This window comes from Fontimonas thermophila (assembly GCF_900113085.1).
Classification (GTDB): domain Bacteria; phylum Pseudomonadota; class Gammaproteobacteria; order Nevskiales; family Nevskiaceae; genus Solimonas; species Solimonas thermophila.
Map to the genome: position 1 here is coordinate 171,733 of NZ_FOOC01000001.1, position 18,596 is coordinate 190,328.

Annotated in this window: 23 protein-coding genes; 16 read left to right on the top strand and 7 right to left on the bottom strand. The window is 67.3% G+C overall.

The features are described from left to right. The first annotated feature begins 13 nt into the window (after positions 1-13). Entirely contained in the window at positions 14-997 is a 984-nt protein-coding gene (locus tag BMZ48_RS00715; protein ID WP_091530061.1) for a YybH family protein, read from the top strand. A gap of 364 nt (positions 998-1,361) precedes the next feature. Continuing rightward, entirely contained in the window at positions 1,362-2,195 is an 834-nt protein-coding gene (locus BMZ48_RS00720; RefSeq protein ID WP_159431029.1) for a L,D-transpeptidase family protein, read from the top strand. A gap of 37 nt (positions 2,196-2,232) precedes the next feature. Here the strand turns inward: BMZ48_RS00720 and BMZ48_RS00725 are convergent, their stop codons facing one another. Genes BMZ48_RS00725 through BMZ48_RS00735 form a run of 3 tightly spaced genes read right to left on the bottom strand, consistent with a single transcriptional unit; the run spans position 2,233 to position 4,474 of the window. Then, the gene (locus BMZ48_RS00725; RefSeq protein ID WP_091530068.1) at positions 2,233-3,180 is read right to left on the bottom strand and encodes a M14 family murein peptide amidase A; all 948 of its coding nucleotides are present in this window, start codon (positions 3,178-3,180) and stop codon (positions 2,233-2,235) included. Then, positions 3,167-3,823: a thiol:disulfide interchange protein DsbA/DsbL gene (locus BMZ48_RS00730; protein WP_091530071.1), complete on the bottom strand. Its 657-nt coding sequence runs from the start codon at positions 3,821-3,823 to the stop codon at positions 3,167-3,169. Before BMZ48_RS00730 ends, BMZ48_RS00725 begins: the two co-directional genes overlap by 14 nt. Positions 3,824-3,832: 9 nt before the next feature. Further along, positions 3,833-4,474 (bottom strand): c-type cytochrome, encoded by a 642-nt coding sequence (locus tag BMZ48_RS00735; RefSeq protein WP_091530075.1) that lies wholly within the window; start codon positions 4,472-4,474, stop codon positions 3,833-3,835. A 173-nt stretch (positions 4,475-4,647) separates the two neighbouring features. Here BMZ48_RS00735 and yihA point away from each other — a divergent pair, with 173 nt between their 5' ends. The 11 genes from yihA to tatC all read left to right on the top strand — a co-directional run bounded on the left by yihA (position 4,648) and on the right by tatC (position 13,006). Next, the gene (gene yihA / locus BMZ48_RS00740; protein ID WP_091530708.1) at positions 4,648-5,283 is read left to right on the top strand and encodes a ribosome biogenesis GTP-binding protein YihA/YsxC; all 636 of its coding nucleotides are present in this window, start codon (positions 4,648-4,650) and stop codon (positions 5,281-5,283) included. Positions 5,284-5,286: 3 nt separating this feature from the next. Continuing rightward, positions 5,287-7,404 carry an EAL domain-containing protein gene (locus BMZ48_RS00745; protein WP_091530078.1) on the top strand — a complete coding sequence of 706 codons (2,118 nt, stop codon included), beginning with the start codon at positions 5,287-5,289 and terminating at the stop codon, positions 7,402-7,404. A 255-nt stretch (positions 7,405-7,659) separates the two neighbouring features. Continuing rightward, the gene (dtd, locus tag BMZ48_RS00750) at positions 7,660-8,100 is read left to right on the top strand and encodes a D-aminoacyl-tRNA deacylase (protein WP_091530080.1); all 441 of its coding nucleotides are present in this window, start codon (positions 7,660-7,662) and stop codon (positions 8,098-8,100) included. Positions 8,101-8,185: 85 nt separating this feature from the next. Further along, a complete protein-coding gene (gene hisB, locus BMZ48_RS00755; protein ID WP_091530085.1) occupies positions 8,186-8,779 on the top strand; it encodes an imidazoleglycerol-phosphate dehydratase HisB in 594 nt (197 codons plus the stop codon). Between the two features lie 75 nt (positions 8,780-8,854). After that, the gene (hisH, locus tag BMZ48_RS00760; RefSeq protein WP_091530089.1) at positions 8,855-9,493 is read left to right on the top strand and encodes an imidazole glycerol phosphate synthase subunit HisH; all 639 of its coding nucleotides are present in this window, start codon (positions 8,855-8,857) and stop codon (positions 9,491-9,493) included. Between the two features lie 142 nt (positions 9,494-9,635). Further along, entirely contained in the window at positions 9,636-10,361 is a 726-nt protein-coding gene (hisA, locus tag BMZ48_RS00765; RefSeq protein WP_091530092.1) for a 1-(5-phosphoribosyl)-5-[(5-phosphoribosylamino)methylideneamino]imidazole-4-carboxamide isomerase, read from the top strand. Positions 10,362-10,430: 69 nt separating this feature from the next. Continuing rightward, positions 10,431-11,225, top strand: coding sequence for an imidazole glycerol phosphate synthase subunit HisF (gene hisF, locus BMZ48_RS00770; protein WP_091530096.1), 795 nt, complete (start codon positions 10,431-10,433; stop codon positions 11,223-11,225). Positions 11,226-11,297: 72 nt separating this feature from the next. After that, positions 11,298-11,645 carry a phosphoribosyl-ATP diphosphatase gene (locus BMZ48_RS00775; RefSeq protein WP_436198138.1) on the top strand — a complete coding sequence of 116 codons (348 nt, stop codon included), beginning with the start codon at positions 11,298-11,300 and terminating at the stop codon, positions 11,643-11,645. 5 nt (positions 11,646-11,650) lie between these two features. Beyond that, positions 11,651-11,881: a Sec-independent protein translocase subunit TatA gene (gene tatA, locus BMZ48_RS00780; RefSeq protein ID WP_091530100.1), complete on the top strand. Its 231-nt coding sequence runs from the start codon at positions 11,651-11,653 to the stop codon at positions 11,879-11,881. A 42-nt stretch (positions 11,882-11,923) separates the two neighbouring features. Then, positions 11,924-12,241 carry a Sec-independent protein translocase protein TatB gene (gene tatB / locus BMZ48_RS00785; RefSeq protein ID WP_091530103.1) on the top strand — a complete coding sequence of 106 codons (318 nt, stop codon included), beginning with the start codon at positions 11,924-11,926 and terminating at the stop codon, positions 12,239-12,241. 3 nt (positions 12,242-12,244) lie between these two features. Then, a complete protein-coding gene (gene tatC, locus BMZ48_RS00790; RefSeq protein ID WP_091530106.1) occupies positions 12,245-13,006 on the top strand; it encodes a twin-arginine translocase subunit TatC in 762 nt (253 codons plus the stop codon). A 70-nt stretch (positions 13,007-13,076) separates the two neighbouring features. Here the strand turns inward: tatC and BMZ48_RS00795 are convergent, their stop codons facing one another. Genes BMZ48_RS00795 through BMZ48_RS00805 form a run of 3 tightly spaced genes read right to left on the bottom strand, consistent with a single transcriptional unit; the run spans position 13,077 to position 14,834 of the window. Further along, the gene (locus tag BMZ48_RS00795) at positions 13,077-13,646 is read right to left on the bottom strand and encodes a YceI family protein (RefSeq protein ID WP_091530110.1); all 570 of its coding nucleotides are present in this window, start codon (positions 13,644-13,646) and stop codon (positions 13,077-13,079) included. Between the two features lie 49 nt (positions 13,647-13,695). Beyond that, on the bottom strand, positions 13,696-14,262 hold the full coding sequence (locus BMZ48_RS00800) for a YceI family protein (RefSeq protein ID WP_091530113.1): 567 nt from the start codon (positions 14,260-14,262) through the stop codon (positions 13,696-13,698). After that, on the bottom strand, positions 14,259-14,834 hold the full coding sequence (locus BMZ48_RS00805) for a cytochrome b (RefSeq protein ID WP_091530715.1): 576 nt from the start codon (positions 14,832-14,834) through the stop codon (positions 14,259-14,261). The genes BMZ48_RS00800 and BMZ48_RS00805 overlap by 4 nt, the downstream gene beginning before the upstream one ends. A gap of 81 nt (positions 14,835-14,915) precedes the next feature. Here BMZ48_RS00805 and BMZ48_RS00810 point away from each other — a divergent pair, with 81 nt between their 5' ends. After that, entirely contained in the window at positions 14,916-16,226 is a 1,311-nt protein-coding gene (locus tag BMZ48_RS00810; RefSeq protein ID WP_143383584.1) for a hypothetical protein, read from the top strand. Between the two features lie 10 nt (positions 16,227-16,236). Here BMZ48_RS00810 and BMZ48_RS00815 read toward each other — a convergent pair whose 3' ends face one another. Further along, on the bottom strand, positions 16,237-17,139 hold the full coding sequence (locus tag BMZ48_RS00815) for an AbgT family transporter (protein WP_436198139.1): 903 nt from the start codon (positions 17,137-17,139) through the stop codon (positions 16,237-16,239). Here BMZ48_RS00815 and BMZ48_RS00820 point away from each other — a divergent pair. Further along, positions 17,138-18,034 (top strand): PhzF family phenazine biosynthesis protein, encoded by an 897-nt coding sequence (locus BMZ48_RS00820; protein WP_091530129.1) that lies wholly within the window; start codon positions 17,138-17,140, stop codon positions 18,032-18,034. The two genes, BMZ48_RS00815 and BMZ48_RS00820, sit on opposite strands and share 2 nt — an antisense overlap. A gap of 94 nt (positions 18,035-18,128) precedes the next feature. Next, entirely contained in the window at positions 18,129-18,488 is a 360-nt protein-coding gene (locus BMZ48_RS00825; protein WP_143383585.1) for a hypothetical protein, read from the top strand. Positions 18,489-18,596 lie beyond the last annotated feature (108 nt).

Here is an 18,596-nt window from a genome sequence, read left to right on the forward strand (position 1 = left end):
TCGGGGGTTTCGTATGTCCGTGTTCTGCCGCATCGCCGCCATCGCCGCGGCGCTCATTCTCTCGCCCGTCGCCTTCGCATCGAGCGTCTCCGCCCAGGCCCAGACCCTGATCGAGCAGGGGCGCGCGGACGAAGCCTTGAGGCTGCTCGACGAGCATTTGAAGAACAATCCGCAGGATGCGGAAGCGCGCTTCGCCAAGGGGCTTGCGCTGGTGCGGCTGGAACGCAACAAGGATGCGATCCGCGTCTTTGCCGACCTCACCCGCGACTACCCGCAGCTCCCCGAGCCATACAACAACCTGGCCGTGCTCTACGCCGCACAAGGCGATTACGAAAAAGCGCGCGACGCCCTTGAAGCGGCTTTGGCCACGCATCCCAGCTATGCGACCGCACATGAGAATCTCGGCGACATCTATGCCGCCCTCGCCGGCGCTGCCTACAACCGGGCGCTGATGCTCGACGAGTCGAACCAGGTCGTACGCCGCAAGCTGGCCCTGATCAACCAGCTCGATGCCAGCGCGCCGGCCGAGCCGCCGCCGGCAGCAACAGCGACGGCAGCAAGCACGTCGACGCCGGCCGCGCCGGCCGCTGCGCCGGTCGCAAGCGCGGGCCCGGTGCCGCAGGTCGCCGAACCCGCCGAACCGACTCTCGACGCCGACACCCGCGCGGCGCTGCAGCGCGCCCTCGACGCCTGGGCGCAAGCCTGGTCGCAGCAGGATCTCGATGCCTATTTCGCTGCCTATTCCGAGCAGTTCGTCCCGGAAGGCGGCCTGTCGCGCAGCACCTGGCAGGCGCAGCGGCGCGAACGCATCTCCCAGCCCAAGCAAATCCGGGTGACCGTCACCGATCCGCAGTTCAAGGCTACCGGCCCGGGGCGCGCGAGCGTGGTGTTCCGCCAGTCCTACGCTTCCGACACGTTCTCCGATACCGTCACCAAAACCCTCGACTTCGAGCGCACTGCCGATGGCTGGAAGATCGTGCGCGAATACACCCGCTGACGCTTGCCTGCTGCGATTCCCATGAGCTGTCGTGCACGGATGCGCATCTTGCCCTGCGTGCTCGCCGCCTTGTTCAGCGCTGGCGCTCTTTCGGAACCCGGGCCCGAGCAGCAGTTCACCGCGGCGATCGAACAATTGCGTGCCGGCCGCTCCAACGATGCGCTGTCGACGCTGGAGGCGCTGACCCGGCGCGAGCCCCATTTCCCTCGCCCAGCTGTTCTACGGCGAGCTCCTCGCCGCGCTGTCCGGAAAAGGGGCCAAGCTGACGGCAGCCAGCCTGTCCACCGATCCGCGCCTGCGCGAACTCGCCGAGGAGGCACGCCTGCGCCTGGCGAGCGAGCGCGCCATCCCGGCGCCGGGTACGGTGCCGAACGCGCTGCTGCACCTGTCCGCCGACATCCCACACGCGGTCGTGGTCGATCTGCAGCGCGCGCGCCTGTACGTCCTCCAGAACCAGGGCGGAAGGCTCGCCCTCGAACGCCACCATTACGCGGCGATGGGCCGCAACGGCGCGCGTAAACAGTCCGCCGGCGATCTGCGCACGCCGGTGGGCCTCTACCACATCACCCACTGGATCGACGATGCCGCCTTGCCCGAGCTCTATGGCGCCGGCGCGCTACCGCTCGACTATCCCAACGTCTGGGACCGCTTGCAGCAACGCACCGGCTCGGGCATCTGGCTGCACGGCGTGCCGCGCGACACGTACAGCCGCCCGCCGCGCTCCAGCGAGGGCTGCGTGACCATGGCCAATGCCGACCTCGAGGCGCTGCGCCAGTACGTGCGCTTCGGCCAAACCCCGGTCGTGCTCAGCGACGAACTGGAATGGGTGCCGGACGCGGCGATCGCGCCACTGCGCGAGAGCCTGCTGCGCCGCATCGAGGACTGGCGGCAGAAATGGTCGAATCGCGACACCGAGGCATATCTGGCCTACTACGCCGACGACTTCGGCACCGACGGCATGGATCGCAAGGCTTTCGCCGCGCACAAACGCCGCGTCAATGCGAGCAAAAAGTTCATCGACGTGCAGCTGCGCGACCTCAGCCTGTTCCGGTATCCCGGCGTCGAGGACGGCCTGGTCCTCGCCGAGTTCACGATGGACTACCGTTCCGACAACTTCAGCGTGACCACGCGCAAGCAGCAGTACTGGCGCCGGCAGGCCGACGGCTCGTGGAAGATCGTGCGCGAGGAAAACCGCTGATCGCACCGGCCGGCATATGCCGCCGATCGCAAGACCGCTATGGCGATGCGCCGGTCTGCCCGTTCCAGGGGTGATCGCCGAGGCGGAAATACAAAGGCGCCTCGGCCGGCAGATTTTTCTCCAGCCAGGTCAGCATGTCGGCCCAGATGCGTTGCTGCTGCGGCAGGCTCGGCATGATGCCGGCGTGCGGCAGCTCCAGCGTGATCACCGGCAAGCCGATGTTGATTCCGGCGAAATTGCCGAGCGAACCCGGATAGGTGCCGAGCTGGTGCAGGTGCAGATAACCAAAGCGCTGCGGCGGCTCGCGCGGCCCGTCGAAATCGAGCACGCCGTAGGGCGCATGCACGGACACGATCGCATCGGGCCGAAACGTCTCCAGCTCTTGGACCAGCCAGCGCGTCTCCGGCTCGGACAGCGCGGCCGGCCCCGGATAGCGGCGCGGATCGCGCCCCGTGCGCTTCTCCCAGTAGGCCATCGCCTCGGCCTGCCAGTCGCGGGTTGGAAAATTGCGGTTGAGATCGACCCCGCGCGCATTGGTGCGCGTCGGCGGGTCGCGCAACAATCCGTCCGGATTGGCGCAGGGCAAGACGCGCCAGTGGAAGGGCTGGTAGCGTGCCTCGGCAAGGTGTTGCATCCATTGGAACACGATGCTCACCGACGACAGCTCGTCGCCGTGAATACCGCCGATCAAGAGCACGCGCTGCGGCGGCGCGCGGCGCGAGGTCGGCGGATAATCGCGATAGAGCAGCGGCATGCCGTGCACGCTGGCGCCCTCGGCCGCCTGAAGACCGGCGGCGAGACAGCGCTCGACCCCGACGCTCTGCAAGCGGCTGCCGATCAGCGCGCAGGCGCGCTCGACCGTGGTCAGCGGCAACGCCGGCGCCGCAGCGGCAGCGATGCCCGCGACCAGACCCGAGGCCAGAACAAAAAGCCCGGCGAGATGCCGGGCCCGGGCCGATCCTGCCCCCCGATCAACGACCGGCACGTTCCTTGCGCACCTTGTCGATGAGGAAATCGAGCACGCGCGTGGCTTCCGTGAAGCCGTGGGCCATCGCCGGGCTGGTGACGTAGGTGCCGCCGACGACCAGCGTCGGCACGCTGGTGATCCCGTAGCTCATCGCCAGCTGTTCGGCCTTGCGTACGCGCGCATCCACGGCAAAACCATTGAACGTTGCGCTGAACACATCGGGCAGCACACCGGTCGTGCGGTTGAACAGCGCCTGGATCTGCGCCTCGCCGTTGAGCGGTTGATGCTGTTTGTGGAGGGTGTCGAACAAGGCCGGATGCATCGCATCGAGGGCGTTCAAGATCTCGGCGGTATAGAACGCCTTGGCGTGCAGCCGGCCCTCCGGCCGGCCGAGCGTGGTCGGCACGCGCACGAAATCGACGTCGCCCGGCCGGGTCTTGGCCCAGGCCTCGATGGCCGGATCGAAGGCATAGCAGTGCGGACAACCGTACCAGAAGAACTCGTTGACCTCGATGCGCTTGGGATCGGCCGGCGCCTGCACTTCGCGGACCCGTTTGTAGTCCTTGCCTTCCGTGAACGTGCCCTGGGAATCCCCCGCCGAGCAGGCGAAGGCCAGCAACGAGAACGCCGTGGCGAACAGACCGCGAAGCACGCAACGCATGTCGATTCCTTATTGCAAGCCGTTGATGTACGAGGCGAGCGCCTCGATCTCCGCATCGGAGAGCTTGGCTGCGACCGCGGCCATGATGCCCGGGTTCCCCTCGAGTGCGCCCTGTGCGGCCAGATCGCGGTACTCGCGCAGCATCTTGGCGGCGTAGGTTGCGTGCTGGCCACCCAGCCGCGGATAGCCCGATGCCGCCACGCCGGCGCCGTCCGGCAGGTGGCAGGCGGCGCAGGCAGGCAGGCCGCGCGCGGCGTCACCGGCGCGATACAGCTTCTGCGCGACCGGCACGGCCGATGCGCTCGCCACGCCCGGCGCAAACGGCTGGGCGGCGAAATAGGCGGCCAGATCACGCATGTCCTGGTCCGACAGCGCCGCGGCCTGCGCCGCCATCAGCGGATTCTTGCGCTCGCCTGCCTTGAAGCGCTTGAGCTGCTCGTAGAGATAGCGCGACCCCTGGCCGGCGAGCTTGGGCCATTCCGGATTGCTGCTGCTGCCGGCCGGGCCGTGGCAGGCGACACAGGTCGCGGCCTTGGCGGCGCCGGCTTCGGCACTGCCCTGGGTGAAGGGATCGCGGCCGCTTTCGGCCCAGGCTGCGAACGGCAAGGTGGCCGGGGCACACACGACCACAGCCAGCAAAAGGCGCTTCATTTCGTATCGACTCCCAAAACTTGGCCGATGCCGGAAACGAGGAACCGGACAAATCCGGCATGGCCTGGACGAAGTTCAGCGCGCGATTCTACATGCCCGGCAGCGGTGTTGGCACGCGCAAAGCCGCGGTCGCTATGCTTGAGGACCCCTGTTGCCCGCAACCCGCGACCCCGATGCCGCCGCCTTCAGCCAACCCGTTCGCCGGTGCACGTTTCCTGCGCTCCTGCGCCCGGCTCGACCAGCTCCCGCGCGATCCGCTGCCCGAGATCGCGTTCGCCGGACGGTCCAATGCCGGTAAGTCCAGCGCGCTCAACGCGCTGTGCGGACAGCACGCACTGGCGCGCGTGAGCAAGACACCGGGGCGTACGCAATGGATCAATCTGTTCGAGATTCCCGGCGGCCGCTTCGCCGATCTCCCCGGCTACGGCTACGCCAAGGTGTCCCGCGAGCTGCAGCGCGACTGGAGCGATCTGATCGGCCGCTACCTGGAAACGCGATCCAATCTGCGCGGCGTCGTCCTGATCATGGACATCCGCCATCCGCTCGCTGCGTCGGATCGGCAGATGCTGGACTGGCTCCTGCACCGCGGGCTACCCTGCCATCTGCTGCTGACCAAGGCCGACAAACTCGGCTTTGGTGCGGCCAAGAACACCCTGCTGGCCATGCGCCGGGCGCTGCCGCAACACGGCGCGGTGAGCATGCAGCTGTTTTCGGCACACACCGGATTGGGGCTCGATGAGTTAAGGTCACACATCGAGGCGTTATTGACCGCCGCACCGCCAGCGCATGGACGCACCGAGGGGAGCTAGAGCATGTCCGTTTCGCGGCCGCTGATCCGGATATTGGGACGCCAGCGCGCGCGTGCCCTGCAGGGCTGGCTGCTGCTGATCGCCCTCGCCCTGCTCGCCGCCGGGCTGCTGCTGCAGCTCGGGCTGGGCCCGCTGCTCGCGAAATATGGCAGCGCCGCCTGGCCGCTGATCCAACTGCACGCTGCGCTCCAGGTGCTGCTGGTGCTGCTGGTCGCCTACGGCGTATGGCGGCGCAGCGTACGCCAGCCACTCGTCGAATTGCGGCGCAAGCTGCGGGCGCGCAGGTTGCGCCAGCGGACCGCTCACCGTCACGCACGGCACGAGCAACTGGCGCAGGAAAACGACAAGCGCGGCGAGCAGCTCAATGCCCTGCTGCAGATCAACCGCAGCATGCGCGACCGCCTGACGCGGCTCGCCGCGGAGCAGCAAGCCGCGCTGGGCCTGCGCGATGCCGTGCTCAACACGGTCCAGGACGCCGTGTTGGTCACCGACGCGACCGGCACCGTCGTCGGCGTGAGCCCGGCGACGGCAACGCTGCTGCGCGCTCCGCGCGAAAGCCTGATCGGCAAGCGCTTCGACGACGTCGCGCCGCTGTTCCAGGACGGCCCCGAACAGTTCCGCGACTTTCCGCTGCGCAACTTCCTGCCTCGCGTGCTCGGTTCCGGCTCCGGCATCCCGCAGATCCAGCAGGCGGTGCTCGTCAACCACGAGAACGAGCCGGTCCCGGTGTTCGTCACCGCCGGTGCGATCCTCGATGGCACCGGGCGCACGCTCGGCTGCACCGTGCGCTTCAGCCGGGCCGACGACCCGAACGCCGTCGCGCACACCGAGAAGCCGACGCTGTCGCTCAGCGACGCCGACATGCAGGGCTGGGGCTCCAAACTGCTGTCGCGGGAGCCTTTCGAACGCCGCCTCGACGAGCTCATCGCCGAGGCCAAATCCACCGGCGTGCAGCACATGCTGCTGTACCTGCGCGTCGACGACCTCGACCGCATCAACGAGCAGCACGGTTACTGGGCCGGCGAGCAGGCGCTGTGGCATGCGGCCAAGAATTTCGCGATGTCGCTGGTCGACGCCGGCAGCGGTTACCGCTACTCCAACGCGCGCATGGCGGCGCTGCTGATCGGCCACGACGAGAGACGCGCGGCTGAAGTGGCCGAGCGCGTGCGCAAGCACGCCGAGGACCATCCGCTGGTCTGGCAGGGCCAGCGCATACCCTGCACGTTCAGCATCGCCCTCGTGCCGATCACCCGCGAGACCGTGGACCGCTCCGCCGTCCTTGGCGTCGCCGAGAATCTGCTGCTGCTCGCCAAGCAGCACGGCGGCAACCGCGTGCAACGCGATGTCCCCGATGCCGTGGTGGCATCGCGCCGCCGGGACGACCAGGCCTGGCTCGCGTGGCTGCTGCCCCGCCTGGAGGACGGTCGCGCGCACCTGATCTCTCAGGAGCTGCGCTCGCTGACAACCCCGCCCGAGCGACCGCTGGTCGAGTTCTTCATCCGCGTCGAGGACGACGACGGCGTCTGGCTCGAGCCGGGCTACTATCTGCCGGCGATCGAACGCCTGCAGCAGTCGCGGCGGGTCGATCTATGGGCATTGCAACACCTGCTCGATGCACTCGCCGCCAATCCGCACCTGCTCGAAACGCACGCAGTGGCGAGTCTCAATCTTGCATCACAGAGCCTGATCGACCCCTCGTTCGCGCCGGCTGCCTTCGAAATCATCGGCAACTCATCGGTGGCGGCCGACCGGCTGTGCCTCGAGATCGACGAGTCCTTCGCCGTGAGCCAAAGCTCGGTGGTGCAGCGCTTCATGGAGCAGCTGCGGCCGCTCGGTGTGCGCTTTGCGCTCGACCGCTGCCATACGACGACCGGCCTCACCCAACTGCGCCACCTGCCGGTCGATTACATGAAGATCCATCCGCACGTGACCCGCAACATCGAGTTCGATGCGCTCGATCGTTCACATCTCGAATGGCTGTGCGAGGCCGCTCACCTGCTTCGGCGCAAAACCGCCGCAATCAACATCGAATCCGAATCCGCGCTCGCGCTGCTGCGCGCCGCCGGCGTCGATTACGTCCAGGGCAGCGCGGTGAACAAAATCGGCCCGCTGATGACCTGATGCGGCAGGGCCACGGCGTCACCCCGCCACAAAATCGCAGGCCGTACGAGCCAAGACGACAAGACAAGAAAAAGCCCGGTGGGGAACCGGGCTCGAAGGGAGGAGGAAAAACCATGTTGCCCCGCCGTGCCAGTAAGGGGGCGGCCCGACGGAGCACGCTTAGTTTGCGCAACCCCAGGGAGTACCGCTGTCCGCCGAACGGAACCGATCGTGTAGGAAAATTCTCAATCGCACCAAAAGCCGGATGGGGGGTGGATGATTGGCCTGTTACAGCGGGTGTCCGAAGCCTCGGTGAGCGTTGGCGGCCATCGCATCGCCGCGATCGGCCCCGGCTTGCTGGTACTGGTCGGTATTCAGCGCAGCGACGGCGAGGCGCAGGCCGAGCGGCTGCTCGACCGCGTGCTCGGCTATCGCGTCTTCGCCGACGATCGCGGCCGCATGAACCGCTCGCTGCGCGACCACGGCGGCGGCCTGCTGCTGGTACCGCAGTTCACGCTCGCGGCGGATACCCACTCGGGCACGCGGGCGGGGTTTTCCACGGCGGCGCCGCCAGAGCAGGCGCGCAGGCTTTTCGAATGGCTGGTGACGCGCGCCCAGCACCTGTGGCCGACCGTCGGCAGCGGCATCTTCGGCGCCGACATGCAGGTCGGCCTAGTCAACGACGGCCCGGTGACGTTCTGGCTGGAGGCGCATTGAGCAAACCGCGCAGCCCCGGGCAAGTTCAAATTCGCGCAACCCGGGAGTACCATAGCCGCCCCTTTGTGCCAGCCTCTTAGGGCCCATGGCCGCCCGCACCGCTAGCGTCGAACGCAATACGCGCGAGACCCAGATCCGGGTCAGTCTGAACCTCGATGGTTCGGGTCAGTCGCGCCTGGACACCGGCATCCCCTTCCTCGAGCACATGCTCGACCAGGTCGCCCGCCATGGCCTGATCGATCTCGACATCCAGGCGCGCGGCGACCGGCACATCGACGACCATCACACCGTCGAGGACATCGGCATCACTCTGGGCCAGGCCTTCGACCAGGCGCTCGGCGACAAGAAGGGGCTTGTGCGCTACGGCCACAGCTACGTGCCGCTCGACGAGGCGCTCTCGCGCGTCGTCGTCGATTTGTCCGGCCGGCCGGGGCTCGAATATTTCGTCGAGTTTCCGCGCGGGCGCATCGGCACCTTCGACGTCGATCTGTTCCGCGAGTTCTTCCAGGGTTTCGTCAATCACGCCAAGGTGACGCTGCACATCGACTGCCTGCGCGGCCGCAACGCGCACCACATCGTCGAAACCGTGTTCAAGGCGTTCGGCCGCGCGCTGCGCATGGCCTGCGGCCGCGATGCGCGTCTCGGCGATACGGTGCCATCGACCAAGGGCAGCCTGTAGGCATCCTCCCCAGATGAACGCGTTTTCCCCCCATTGCGACGTCCGCGCGGCGGGCCCGTGGAGTGACCGTCCGGCATGAGCGCGATCGGCATCATCGATTACGGCATGGGCAATCTGCACTCGCTCGGCAAGGCGCTGGAGCGGGTCTCATCATCGGGCCGCGTGCTCATCAGCTACGACCCCGAGGAACTGCTGTCCTGCGACCGCCTGGTATTGCCGGGCGTCGGCGGTGTGCGCGAATGCATGAAAGAGCTGTGCCGCCTGGAATTGAACGAGATGATCGTCGAGGCCGCGCGCAGCAAGCCGATGCTGGGCATCTGCCTGGGCATGCAGGTGATGCTCGAGTGGAGCGACGAAAACGGCGGGGTGGCAGCGCTGGGGCTGTTCCCTGGCAAGGTCGTGCGCTTTCCCGATCCTTCGCCGGGCACGCCGGGCGCGCGCCTGAAGGTGCCGCACATGGGCTGGAACCGCGTCCGCCAGGCGCAGGCCCATCCGTTGTGGGCCGGCGTGCCGGACGAATCCTGGTTCTATTTCGTCCACAGCTATCACGCGCAGCCGGCCGATCCCGCGCATGTGCTCGGCACGGCCGAGTATGGGCATCCGTTTGCCGCTGCGATCGCGCGCGACAACATCGCCGCGTTCCAGTTCCACCCGGAAAAATCGCAGAACGTCGGCATGACCCTGCTCGCCAACTTCACCCAGTGGAGTCCTTAAAGGCCACGGCTTGCCAGCACCCCGGGGTTTGCGGCACAGTGGCTACCGACGTCAGGATTCCAGCCGAAATCCCAAGCAAACCCCGGCCCGCATCACGCCGAGCACCGACAGACGTTATTCCACCCACGCTTTCGTACAGCCGATGCTGTTGATACCCGCGATCGATCTCAAGGGCGGCCAGTGCGTCCGCCTGCGCCAGGGCCGGATGGATGACGTCACGGTGTTCTCCGACGATCCCGTGGCCGTGGCCCGACGCTGGGCCGATGAAGGGGCTGAGCGCATCCACATCGTCGACCTCGACGGCGCGGTCAAGGGCCAGCCGATCAACATCGACAGCGTCGAGCGCATCGCCGCGGCGGTGAACGTGCCGATCCAGGTCGGCGGCGGCATTCGCGACGAGGAAACCGTGCAGCGGTATCTCAACGCCGGTGTGCAGTACGTGATCATCGGCACCAAAGCGATCAATGCGCCGCATTTCCTGCACGATCTGTGCCTGGAATTTCCCCGTCATATCATCGTCAGCCTCGACGCCAAGGACGGGCGCGTTGCGCTCAACGGCTGGTCCAAGCTGACCGGGCACGACGTGATCGAAACCGCGCTGCACTGCGAGCGCGACGGCGTCGAAGCCATCATCTACACCGACATCACCCGCGACGGCATGATGCAGGGGTTCAACGTCGAATCCACGCGTGCGCTGGCGCGGGCCCTGCGCACGCCGGTGCTCGCTTCCGGCGGCGTCAGCTCGCTGGACGATATCCACCGCCTCAAGGAGCTGGAAGGCGACGGCGTTGCCGGCGCCATCATCGGCCGTGCGCTCTACCAGGGTAGCCTCAGCCTCAAGGAGGCGTTGAAGATCGCCCGCGCGTAAAGAGAGAGCGGGCCGATGACCGCCCGCGCGCCAGCCCTGCGCTAGTTCCCCAACCCCGCCCACGCTCCCGTGCTCGCCAAACGCATCATTCCTTGTCTCGACATCGACCGCGGTCGTGTCGTCAAAGGCGTCAAGTTCGAGGACATACGCGACGCCGGCGATCCGGTCGAGGTCGCGCGCAAATACGATTATCAGGGCGCCGACGAACTGGTATTTCTCGACATCACCGCGAGCGCCGAAGACCGGCCGACGCTGTTCCAGACCGTGGAGCAGGTCGCGCGCGAGATTTACATCCCGCTCACCGTCGGTGGTGGCGTGCGCAGCTGCGCCGACGTGCGTGCGCTGCTCTCGGCCGGGGCCGACAAGGTCAGCATCAACACGGCGGCGGTCGAAAACCCCCGCTTCGTCACCGAAGCCGGCGAGCGCTACGGGGTGCAGTGCATCGTCGTTGCCATCGACTGCAAGCGCGTCGTGAAGAAGTCGCCGCTGGGCCGCAAGCCCAAGACCGAGCCGCCACGCTGGGAGGTGTTCACGCACGGCGGCCGCCGCGCCACCGGACTCGACGCCGTCGAATGGGCCGTCACCATGGTCGAGCACGGCGCCGGCGAACTGCTGATCACCAGCATGGATCGCGATGGCACCAAGTCCGGCTATGACCTCGAGCTGCTGCAGGCGATCAGCGCCACCGTACCCGTGCCGGTGATCGCGTCCGGCGGGGTCGGCACCCTGGACCATCTCTACGACGGCCTGACCGCCGGCGGTGCCGATGCGGTCCTCGCCGCCAGCATTTTTCACCAGGGCACCCATACCATCGGCGAGGCCAAGCGCTACCTCGCCGACAAAGGGGTGCCTGTGCGCATCTGAACCGCGGCGATCCGCATCGCGCCCCCGCGTCAGCCATCCAGGCGTAAACTGTCGCCGGAGTGCAACCTGACGGTGACATCCTTGACTTCCGCCGGCGACATTCTTGGCGAGCTGTACCGCGTGCTGCAGGCCCGCAAGTCCGCGGACCCCGATCGTTCGTACGTCGCCAGCCTCTATGCCAAGGGGATGGACGCGATTCTGAAGAAAATCGGCGAGGAGGCGGCAGAAACCCTGATCGCCGCGAAAAACGGGGACGACGGTGCGCTCGTGCACGAGCTCGCCGATCTGTGGTTCCACACGCTGGTGCTGCTGGCCCAGCGCGATCTGCCGCTGACGCGGCTCACCGACGAGCTGGCGCGTCGGTTCGGTACGTCGGGTCATGCCGAGAAGGCGGCCCGTTTGCAAGACAAGACGAGGTAAGGCACATGGGATCTCTGAGCATTGGTCACTGGCTGATCGTCCTGCTGATCGTCCTGCTGATCTTCGGCACCAAGAAGCTGCGCAACCTCGGCGGCGATCTCGGCAGCGCGATCAAGAATTTCAAACAGGCGATGAAAGAGGGTGAAACCGAGGGCAAGGACGCCGCCGGCCAGATCACCGCCGCCGACAGCAAGCCCACCGGCAGCGACGCAACGCGGCAGAACGAGAAGATCTAGCCACAGCACCACCGCGCATCGTCGCGCCGGCTGGGGTCCGCCATGTTCGACATCGGCTTCTCCGAACTGCTGCTGTGCTTCGTCATCGCGCTGATCGTGCTCGGCCCGGAAAAACTGCCGGGTGTGGCGCGCACACTCGGCCGCTGGACCGGCCAGGCGCGTGGTTATCTGCGCCATCTGACCGCGGAGCTGGACCGCGAGGCCAGGCTGGCCGAACTCAAACGGCAGCTCGAAGACGCCAACCGGCTGCTCCGCGACCAGGGCCAGGCCGTCCAGGACGCCGTCCAGCGCACGATCGCCGATGTCGGCACCCAGCCGCCCCGACCCGGTACGGGTGATCCGCGCAGCGACGACCGCTGACCCATGACCGAATCCGAACAACCCGAGCAGCCGCTGGTCGCGCATCTTCTGGAACTGCGCGACCGCTTGCTCAAGATCGTCTGGGGCGTGGCGCTGGTCTTCCTGCCGCTGGTGATCTACGCCAAGGAGCTCTACGCCTGGCTGGCGCAGCCCTTGCTGCGCATGCTGCCCGAAGGCGCGTCGATGATCGCAACGGAAGTCGCCTCGCCGTTCTTCACGCCGATCAAGCTCGCCGCGCTGGTCGCCTGCTTCGTCGCGATGCCGTGGGTGCTCTACCAGGTCTGGGCGTTCGTCGCACCCGGTCTGTACAAGAGCGAAAGGCGCCTGGTCGTGCCCCTGATGGTGTCGAGCACGCTGTTGTTCTACCTGGGCATCGCGTTTGCCTATTTCCTGGTGCTGCCGACGGTGTTCAAGTTCATCGTCGGCATCGCACCCGAAGGCGTCGCGGTGATGACCGACATCAGCAAATACCTGGATTTCGTGCTCGGCCTGTTCCTGGCGTTCGGCCTGGCGTTCGAAACCCCGGTCGCGCTGGTGCTGCTGGTCAAGACCGGCTTCGTCACACCGGCGAAGCTCGCGTCGATCCGCGAGTATGTGTTCGTCGGCGCCTTCGTCGTCGGCGCGATCTTCACGCCACCGGACGTGGTCTCGCAGATCATGCTCGCCATCCCGGTGTATCTGCTCTACGAGCTCGGCATCGTCGCCGCGCGCATTCTCGTGCCGGACAGCCGCGAGGTCGAGCAGCAACAGCAAGGCGGCGGCTGATCCGTGCGCACATCAGAGCGGGTGCCGGCAAGGGCCTGCGCCCGCTGCCGGCCCCGCTGGGGTAAACCGCTTACGGCTGCTTCGACGCCTCGACCTGGATCTTGAGCTTGACCTCCTCGCCGATTGCGGGCGAGTACGCGCTAATGCCCCAGTCGCTGCGCCGGATCGTCGCTTCTGCATCCGCGCCGCAGTGCGGCACTTTCTTCATCGGATGCTCCTTGCAGACGAAGTGGGTGATCTCCAGCGTCACCGGGCGGGTGACGCCGTGCATCGTCAGCTCGCCGGTGACCGCTTCCAGTTCATCCCCGTCGAACTCCAGCTGGTTGGACTTGAAGGTGATCGTCGGGTATTTGGCCACGTCGAAGAAATCCGGGTTCTTCAGATGCTCGGTGAGCTTGGGTACCGCGGTGTGCAGGGAGTTCGCATCGATCGTGACCTCGATACGTCCGGTTTTGGCGGCGCGGTCGAGCACGATCGTCCCCTGGGTGCGGGTGAAGCTGCCGCGCGTCGTCGAAAAGCCGAGGTGGCTGACTTCGAACGTCGGCAGCGTGTGGGTGTCGTCGATGACGTAGGTCTCGGGCGCGGCAACGGCCACGCCGCCTGTGGTCAACAGCATCAGCGCCAGCAATCGTCTCTTCATCTTGCGTCTCCTTGTGCGGTACTGCTCCTGAAAAACCGGGTCGGGGGCTTCAGCGCGCAGGCGGCGCCAGCCACAGGTAAAAGCGCACCAGCACCTCGTCGGCGACGAGCTCATCCTCGTTCCATTCGCCGCCGCCGATCGCGAAATCGGTGCGGCGGATGCGCAGCTCGCCGTTGGCGAGCAGCGCGCCCTCGGCCTGCGGCTGCAGCGAAACCGGCACGCTGACCGGGCGCGAAATGCCGCGGATCGTGAGCGTGCCCTCGGCCAACCAGCGCGTACCGTCCACGGCGCGTACTGCCGTGCTGATGAACGTGGCCTTCGGGAAGCCCGCGGCATCGAGCCACGGCCGGTCGAGGGCGACCGTGTCGGCTTCCTCGCTGCCGGTGGTCAGGCTCGCGACATCGACCTGGATCTGGGCCGCCGCCGTCTGTGGATGGGCCGGATCGAGCGTGATGTGTGCATCGAAGCGGGTGAACCGGCCGCTCACCGGCACCCCCATTTGCCGCACGGTGAACTCGATGTAGCTCTTCTCCCGGATCAGCGTGCGCGGCGCAGCAATGGCCGGTAACAGTACACCGGCGAGCAGCAGCGCCGCGATCCCCGCAGTGAATTTCATGCCTTGCCCCTGTGCCGGGTTTGGATCATCGCCCGCGGCAGCATCCGCAGCAACACGGTATCGCGGTCGATGAAATGGTGCTTGAGTGCCGCGCCCACATGCAGTACGACCACTGCGAGCAGCAGCTTGTTCAATGCGAAGTGCACGCGCTGGAGCGCCGCGCCGAGGGCGGGATTTTTGTCGAGCAGGTCCGGGATCGGCAGCACGCCCAGCCATACGGTCTGAAACCCCTTGGCCGAACTCATCAACCAGCCGGATAGGGGCACGGCGAGCACGAGCAGATACAGCAGCCGGTGTGTGAGCGCGGCGAGCTGCCGCTCCCAGGGGCGCAGCGTGTCCGGCAGTGGCGGCGGCGGTGACACCGCCCGCCAGATCAGCCGCAGCACGGCCACGGCGAACACGGTCACGCCGATCCACTTGTGATAGGCAAACAGCTTGACCCGCGCCGGCGACAGCGGCAGATCGACCATGTAAAAGCCCAAACCGAACACGCCGACGAGCAACAGCACCGTCAGCCAGTGCCCCAGTTGTGCCAGTGCGCCGTAGCGGGCAAGCTCGGGTCTTCGGTCCATCAGCGCCATCCGCAGCCGGTCCGTGTGCAAACTAAAGCTTTTCCGATGCCGGCCTCAATCCGTTCCGCACGCTCCATCGCCATGTCGAAACACTACCTGCTCATGTTCGCCGCCGTCCTGTGCGCATGCAGCACTCCGGCGCCGCGCCCGGACGACGCCGCGCCGATGAACCGCATCGCCGAAACCTATGTGCGCCTCGTGCTGGCGGTGGGGCAGCACGATCCACTCTACGTCGATGCCTATTACGGCCCCGCGGCATGGCGCACAGAGGCGGCCGCGGCGCCGCTGGCGCTGGCGCGCATCGCCGAGCAGGCGCAGGCCACGCGCGCAGCGCTGGCCGCGATGCCGGTGTCGCCGGATCCACTCGTCGTCCTGCGCCAGCGTTATCTGCTGCGCCAGCTCGATGCGCTGCTCGTCCATACCCGCGCGCTGCAAGGCGAACGCCTGGGCTTCGATGCGCAGGCGCGTGCGCTCTACGATGTCGTCCCGCCGCCGGTCACCGACACCGAGCTGCGCGCGCGCCTGGCGCCGCTCGCCGCCCTGCTGCCGGGCGATGGCACGTTGGCGCAGCGTTACAACGCCTATCTCGAACGCTTTGCGATCCCGCCCAAGCGCCTCGAGACGGTGATGCGCGCGGCGATCGAGGAGGCCCGGCGGCGCACGGCCCGCTTCATCGATCTGCCGCCCGGAGAAAACTTCGAGCTCGTGCTGGTCCGCGGCCAACCCTGGAGTGCATACAACTGGTACCAGGGCGGCTATCGCAGCCGCATCGAGATCAACACCGACCTGCCGGTCACCGTGGCGCGCGCGCTCGAACTCGCCGTGCACGAAGGCTATCCCGGTCATCACGTTTACAACTGCCTGCTCGAAAAAGCCCTCGTGCGCGACCGCGGCTGGATCGAATACAGCGTTTATCCGCTGTTTTCGCCGCAATCGCTGATCGCCGAAGGCAGCGCCGACTATGCGCTCGAGCTGACCTTCCCACGCGCCGAGCGCATCGCTTTCCTGAGGGATGTGTTGTTCCCGCTCGCCGGCTTCGATCCGGCCGAGGCACAGCGCTACGTCGAGGTCACCGCCGCTGCAGACGTGATTGGCCTGGCGACGATCGCCGCCGCGCGCGAGTTCCTCGACGGCCGCGCCGACGCCGCACAAACCCGGCAGCGTCTGCAGGATCTGGCGCTGGCCTCGCCGGCGCGCGCGGCGCAGCGCGTGGATTTTTTCCGCCGCTATGGCAGCTACATCGTCAACTACGCCCTGGGAGAAGCGCTGGTCGCGCGCTACGTCGAAGCGCGCGCCGGGAGCGATCCGGCGGCACGCTGGCGCGTGTTCGCCGAGCTTTTGGCCTCGCCGCGGCTGCCATCCGATCTGCGCGCCGCCGCGCCAGATCGCTGAGAACGGCGCTTCAAGCCGGATCCGGGGAATAGGTGTACGCCGATTGCTGCCCGAGCGGCAGACCCAGCCCCCAATACAACAGCAAAAACGCGCTCCAGACGATGAGAAACACCAGCGCGTACGGCAGCATCATCGCGGTCACGGTCCCGATGCCGGTGTTTTTGACATAGCGCTGGCAGAACACCACGACCAGCGGAAAATACGGCATCAGCGGGGTGATGATGTTGGTGCTGGAGTCGCCGATGCGATATGCCGCCTGCGTCAGATCCGGCGCGATGCCGAGCTGCATCAGCATGGGCACGAAGATCGGCGCGAGCAGCGCCCATTTCGCCGACGCCGAGCCCACGAACGGGTTGAGAAACGCGGTCAGCAGGATGATGCCGACGAATATCACCATCGGCGTCAGCCAGGTCCGCGCGGTCACCGCGAGCAGGGCGCGCAACGCGGCATGGATGAAACCTGTGTGTTCGGCCACCCCGATGCCCAGCATCGCGACGAGCACAACGCCAACCGGATGGAACCCCACGAACGTGCGCACCATGTCGGCAAAGAACCGCGTCAGCTCACCGCCAGCGAGCAGGTTTTTGACTTGCACCGGTGCGCCGCTGCGCGGATCGACGACCTCGAAGCTCACGCCGGAGAGCAGCCACGACAACACCCACACGATCAGCAGCAGCGCCACGAACAGCAGGGCCGGATCGGGCAGCCTGTTGCCGATGCGTTCGATGGCACCCAGCAGTCGCCCGGCAGCACCTGGCCGCGTCGTCACAGCTCCGGTCATGGCCTGTCCCCCTCGTGTACGTGATCGCTTGCGCAAAGTCCGAGTGTAAAAGCCCAGCAGGCATCCGTCGCGCCGGTGCGTGCGCCGGGATGGTGACCGACAATCGGCATTCCGGCACCCGGAGCGCTGCATGCCACTGCCCTACCACCTGCTCGACGTTTTCACCGACCAGCCGTTCTGCGGCAATCCGCTCGCGGTCGTGCTCGAGGCCGACGGCTTGTCGGATGCGCGGATGCAGGCCATCGCGCGCGAATTCAATCTGTCGGAAACCGTGTTCGTGCAGACCGCAAACGCCGCGGGCACACCGGCGCGTGTCCGCATCTTCACCCCGCTACGGGAACTGCCCTTTGCTGGGCATCCGACGATCGGCACCGCCTGCCTGCTCGTGGAACTGGGACTCGTGCCACAGACGCAAGCGGAGGTGCGCTTTGCACTGCAGGAGGGCATCGGCCCGGTACCGGTGCGCGTGTGCCGGATCCCCGGTCAGCCGCCGTACGCGGAGCTGACCGCGGCGCAGCGCCCAGAATACGGCACGCCGCCGCGCACCGCCGACATCGCACACATCCTCGGCCTGGATCCTGCCGACCTGGGCAGCGCCGGTGAGACCGTGCGCGCGGTGTCCTGTGGCCTGCCATTCGTCCTGGTGCCGGTGCGCGCGCCCGAAATCCTCGCAGGCATCGCCTTCGACGTCGCCGCCTGGCGCGCCCGCCTCGCCGGCCAATGGGCCGAGGCGCTCTACGTCTATGCCCGTGGCTACGAAGGCGAACTGCGCGCACGCATGTTTGCGCCGGCGATGGGTGTCGTCGAAGATCCGGCCACCGGTTCGGCCGCGGCGGCGCTGGGCGGCGCGCTGGCGACCGAGGCTACGATTGCCGACGGCGTCCTGCAGTGGTGGATCGATCAGGGCATCGAAATGGGCCGGCCGAGCCGGCTCTACGTCACTGCCGAACGCGCTGGCGGCGCGGTCCGCGCGGTCCGGGTCGGCGGCCATGCGGTCCGGATCGCGCACGGCCTGCTGCTGGCGTGAGCGCATTTTTCCGATCTTGCGCGCGGCGTTTTCCTACACGATCCGCCGGCTTTTGCCGGCTCAGCACAGCCGCGTGCGGTCCGCTAAGCGGGACATGGACACGACGACTTATCTGCCCGGCATGGGCCCGCATGCGACGCTGAGCGCATGGATCGAAACCCACGAGACCCTGCTTGCGAGCGTGCTGCTCACCCGCAACGGCGCCGGCATGCGCGCGCTGTTCGTCAGCCAGGATGCGCGCGGTGATTGCCTGCTGCGCCTGTGCGAGGGTGCCGACGACGGCTGGATGGTCTGGATCGACCAGCGCCGCACGCGCTCGCGGTTCGGGACCGCCTATGCCGATGCGCTCGCCAATGCCTGGCTCGACCGCCTCGAGGCGGCGGGCTGGCGCATCGGCTGGAGCGCCCGCCGTACCCCGGCCGTCGCTGGCGCACCGCTGACGGCCGCTGCCTGATCCCGTCTGCGCACTGCCTGCACAGCCATTGTCGGGTGGGGGCGCAAGGGGCGCGGCCGGACGAAGTGCTCCTCCGGCCGCGCCCGCTTTCGTCCAGCGGCACGCCAT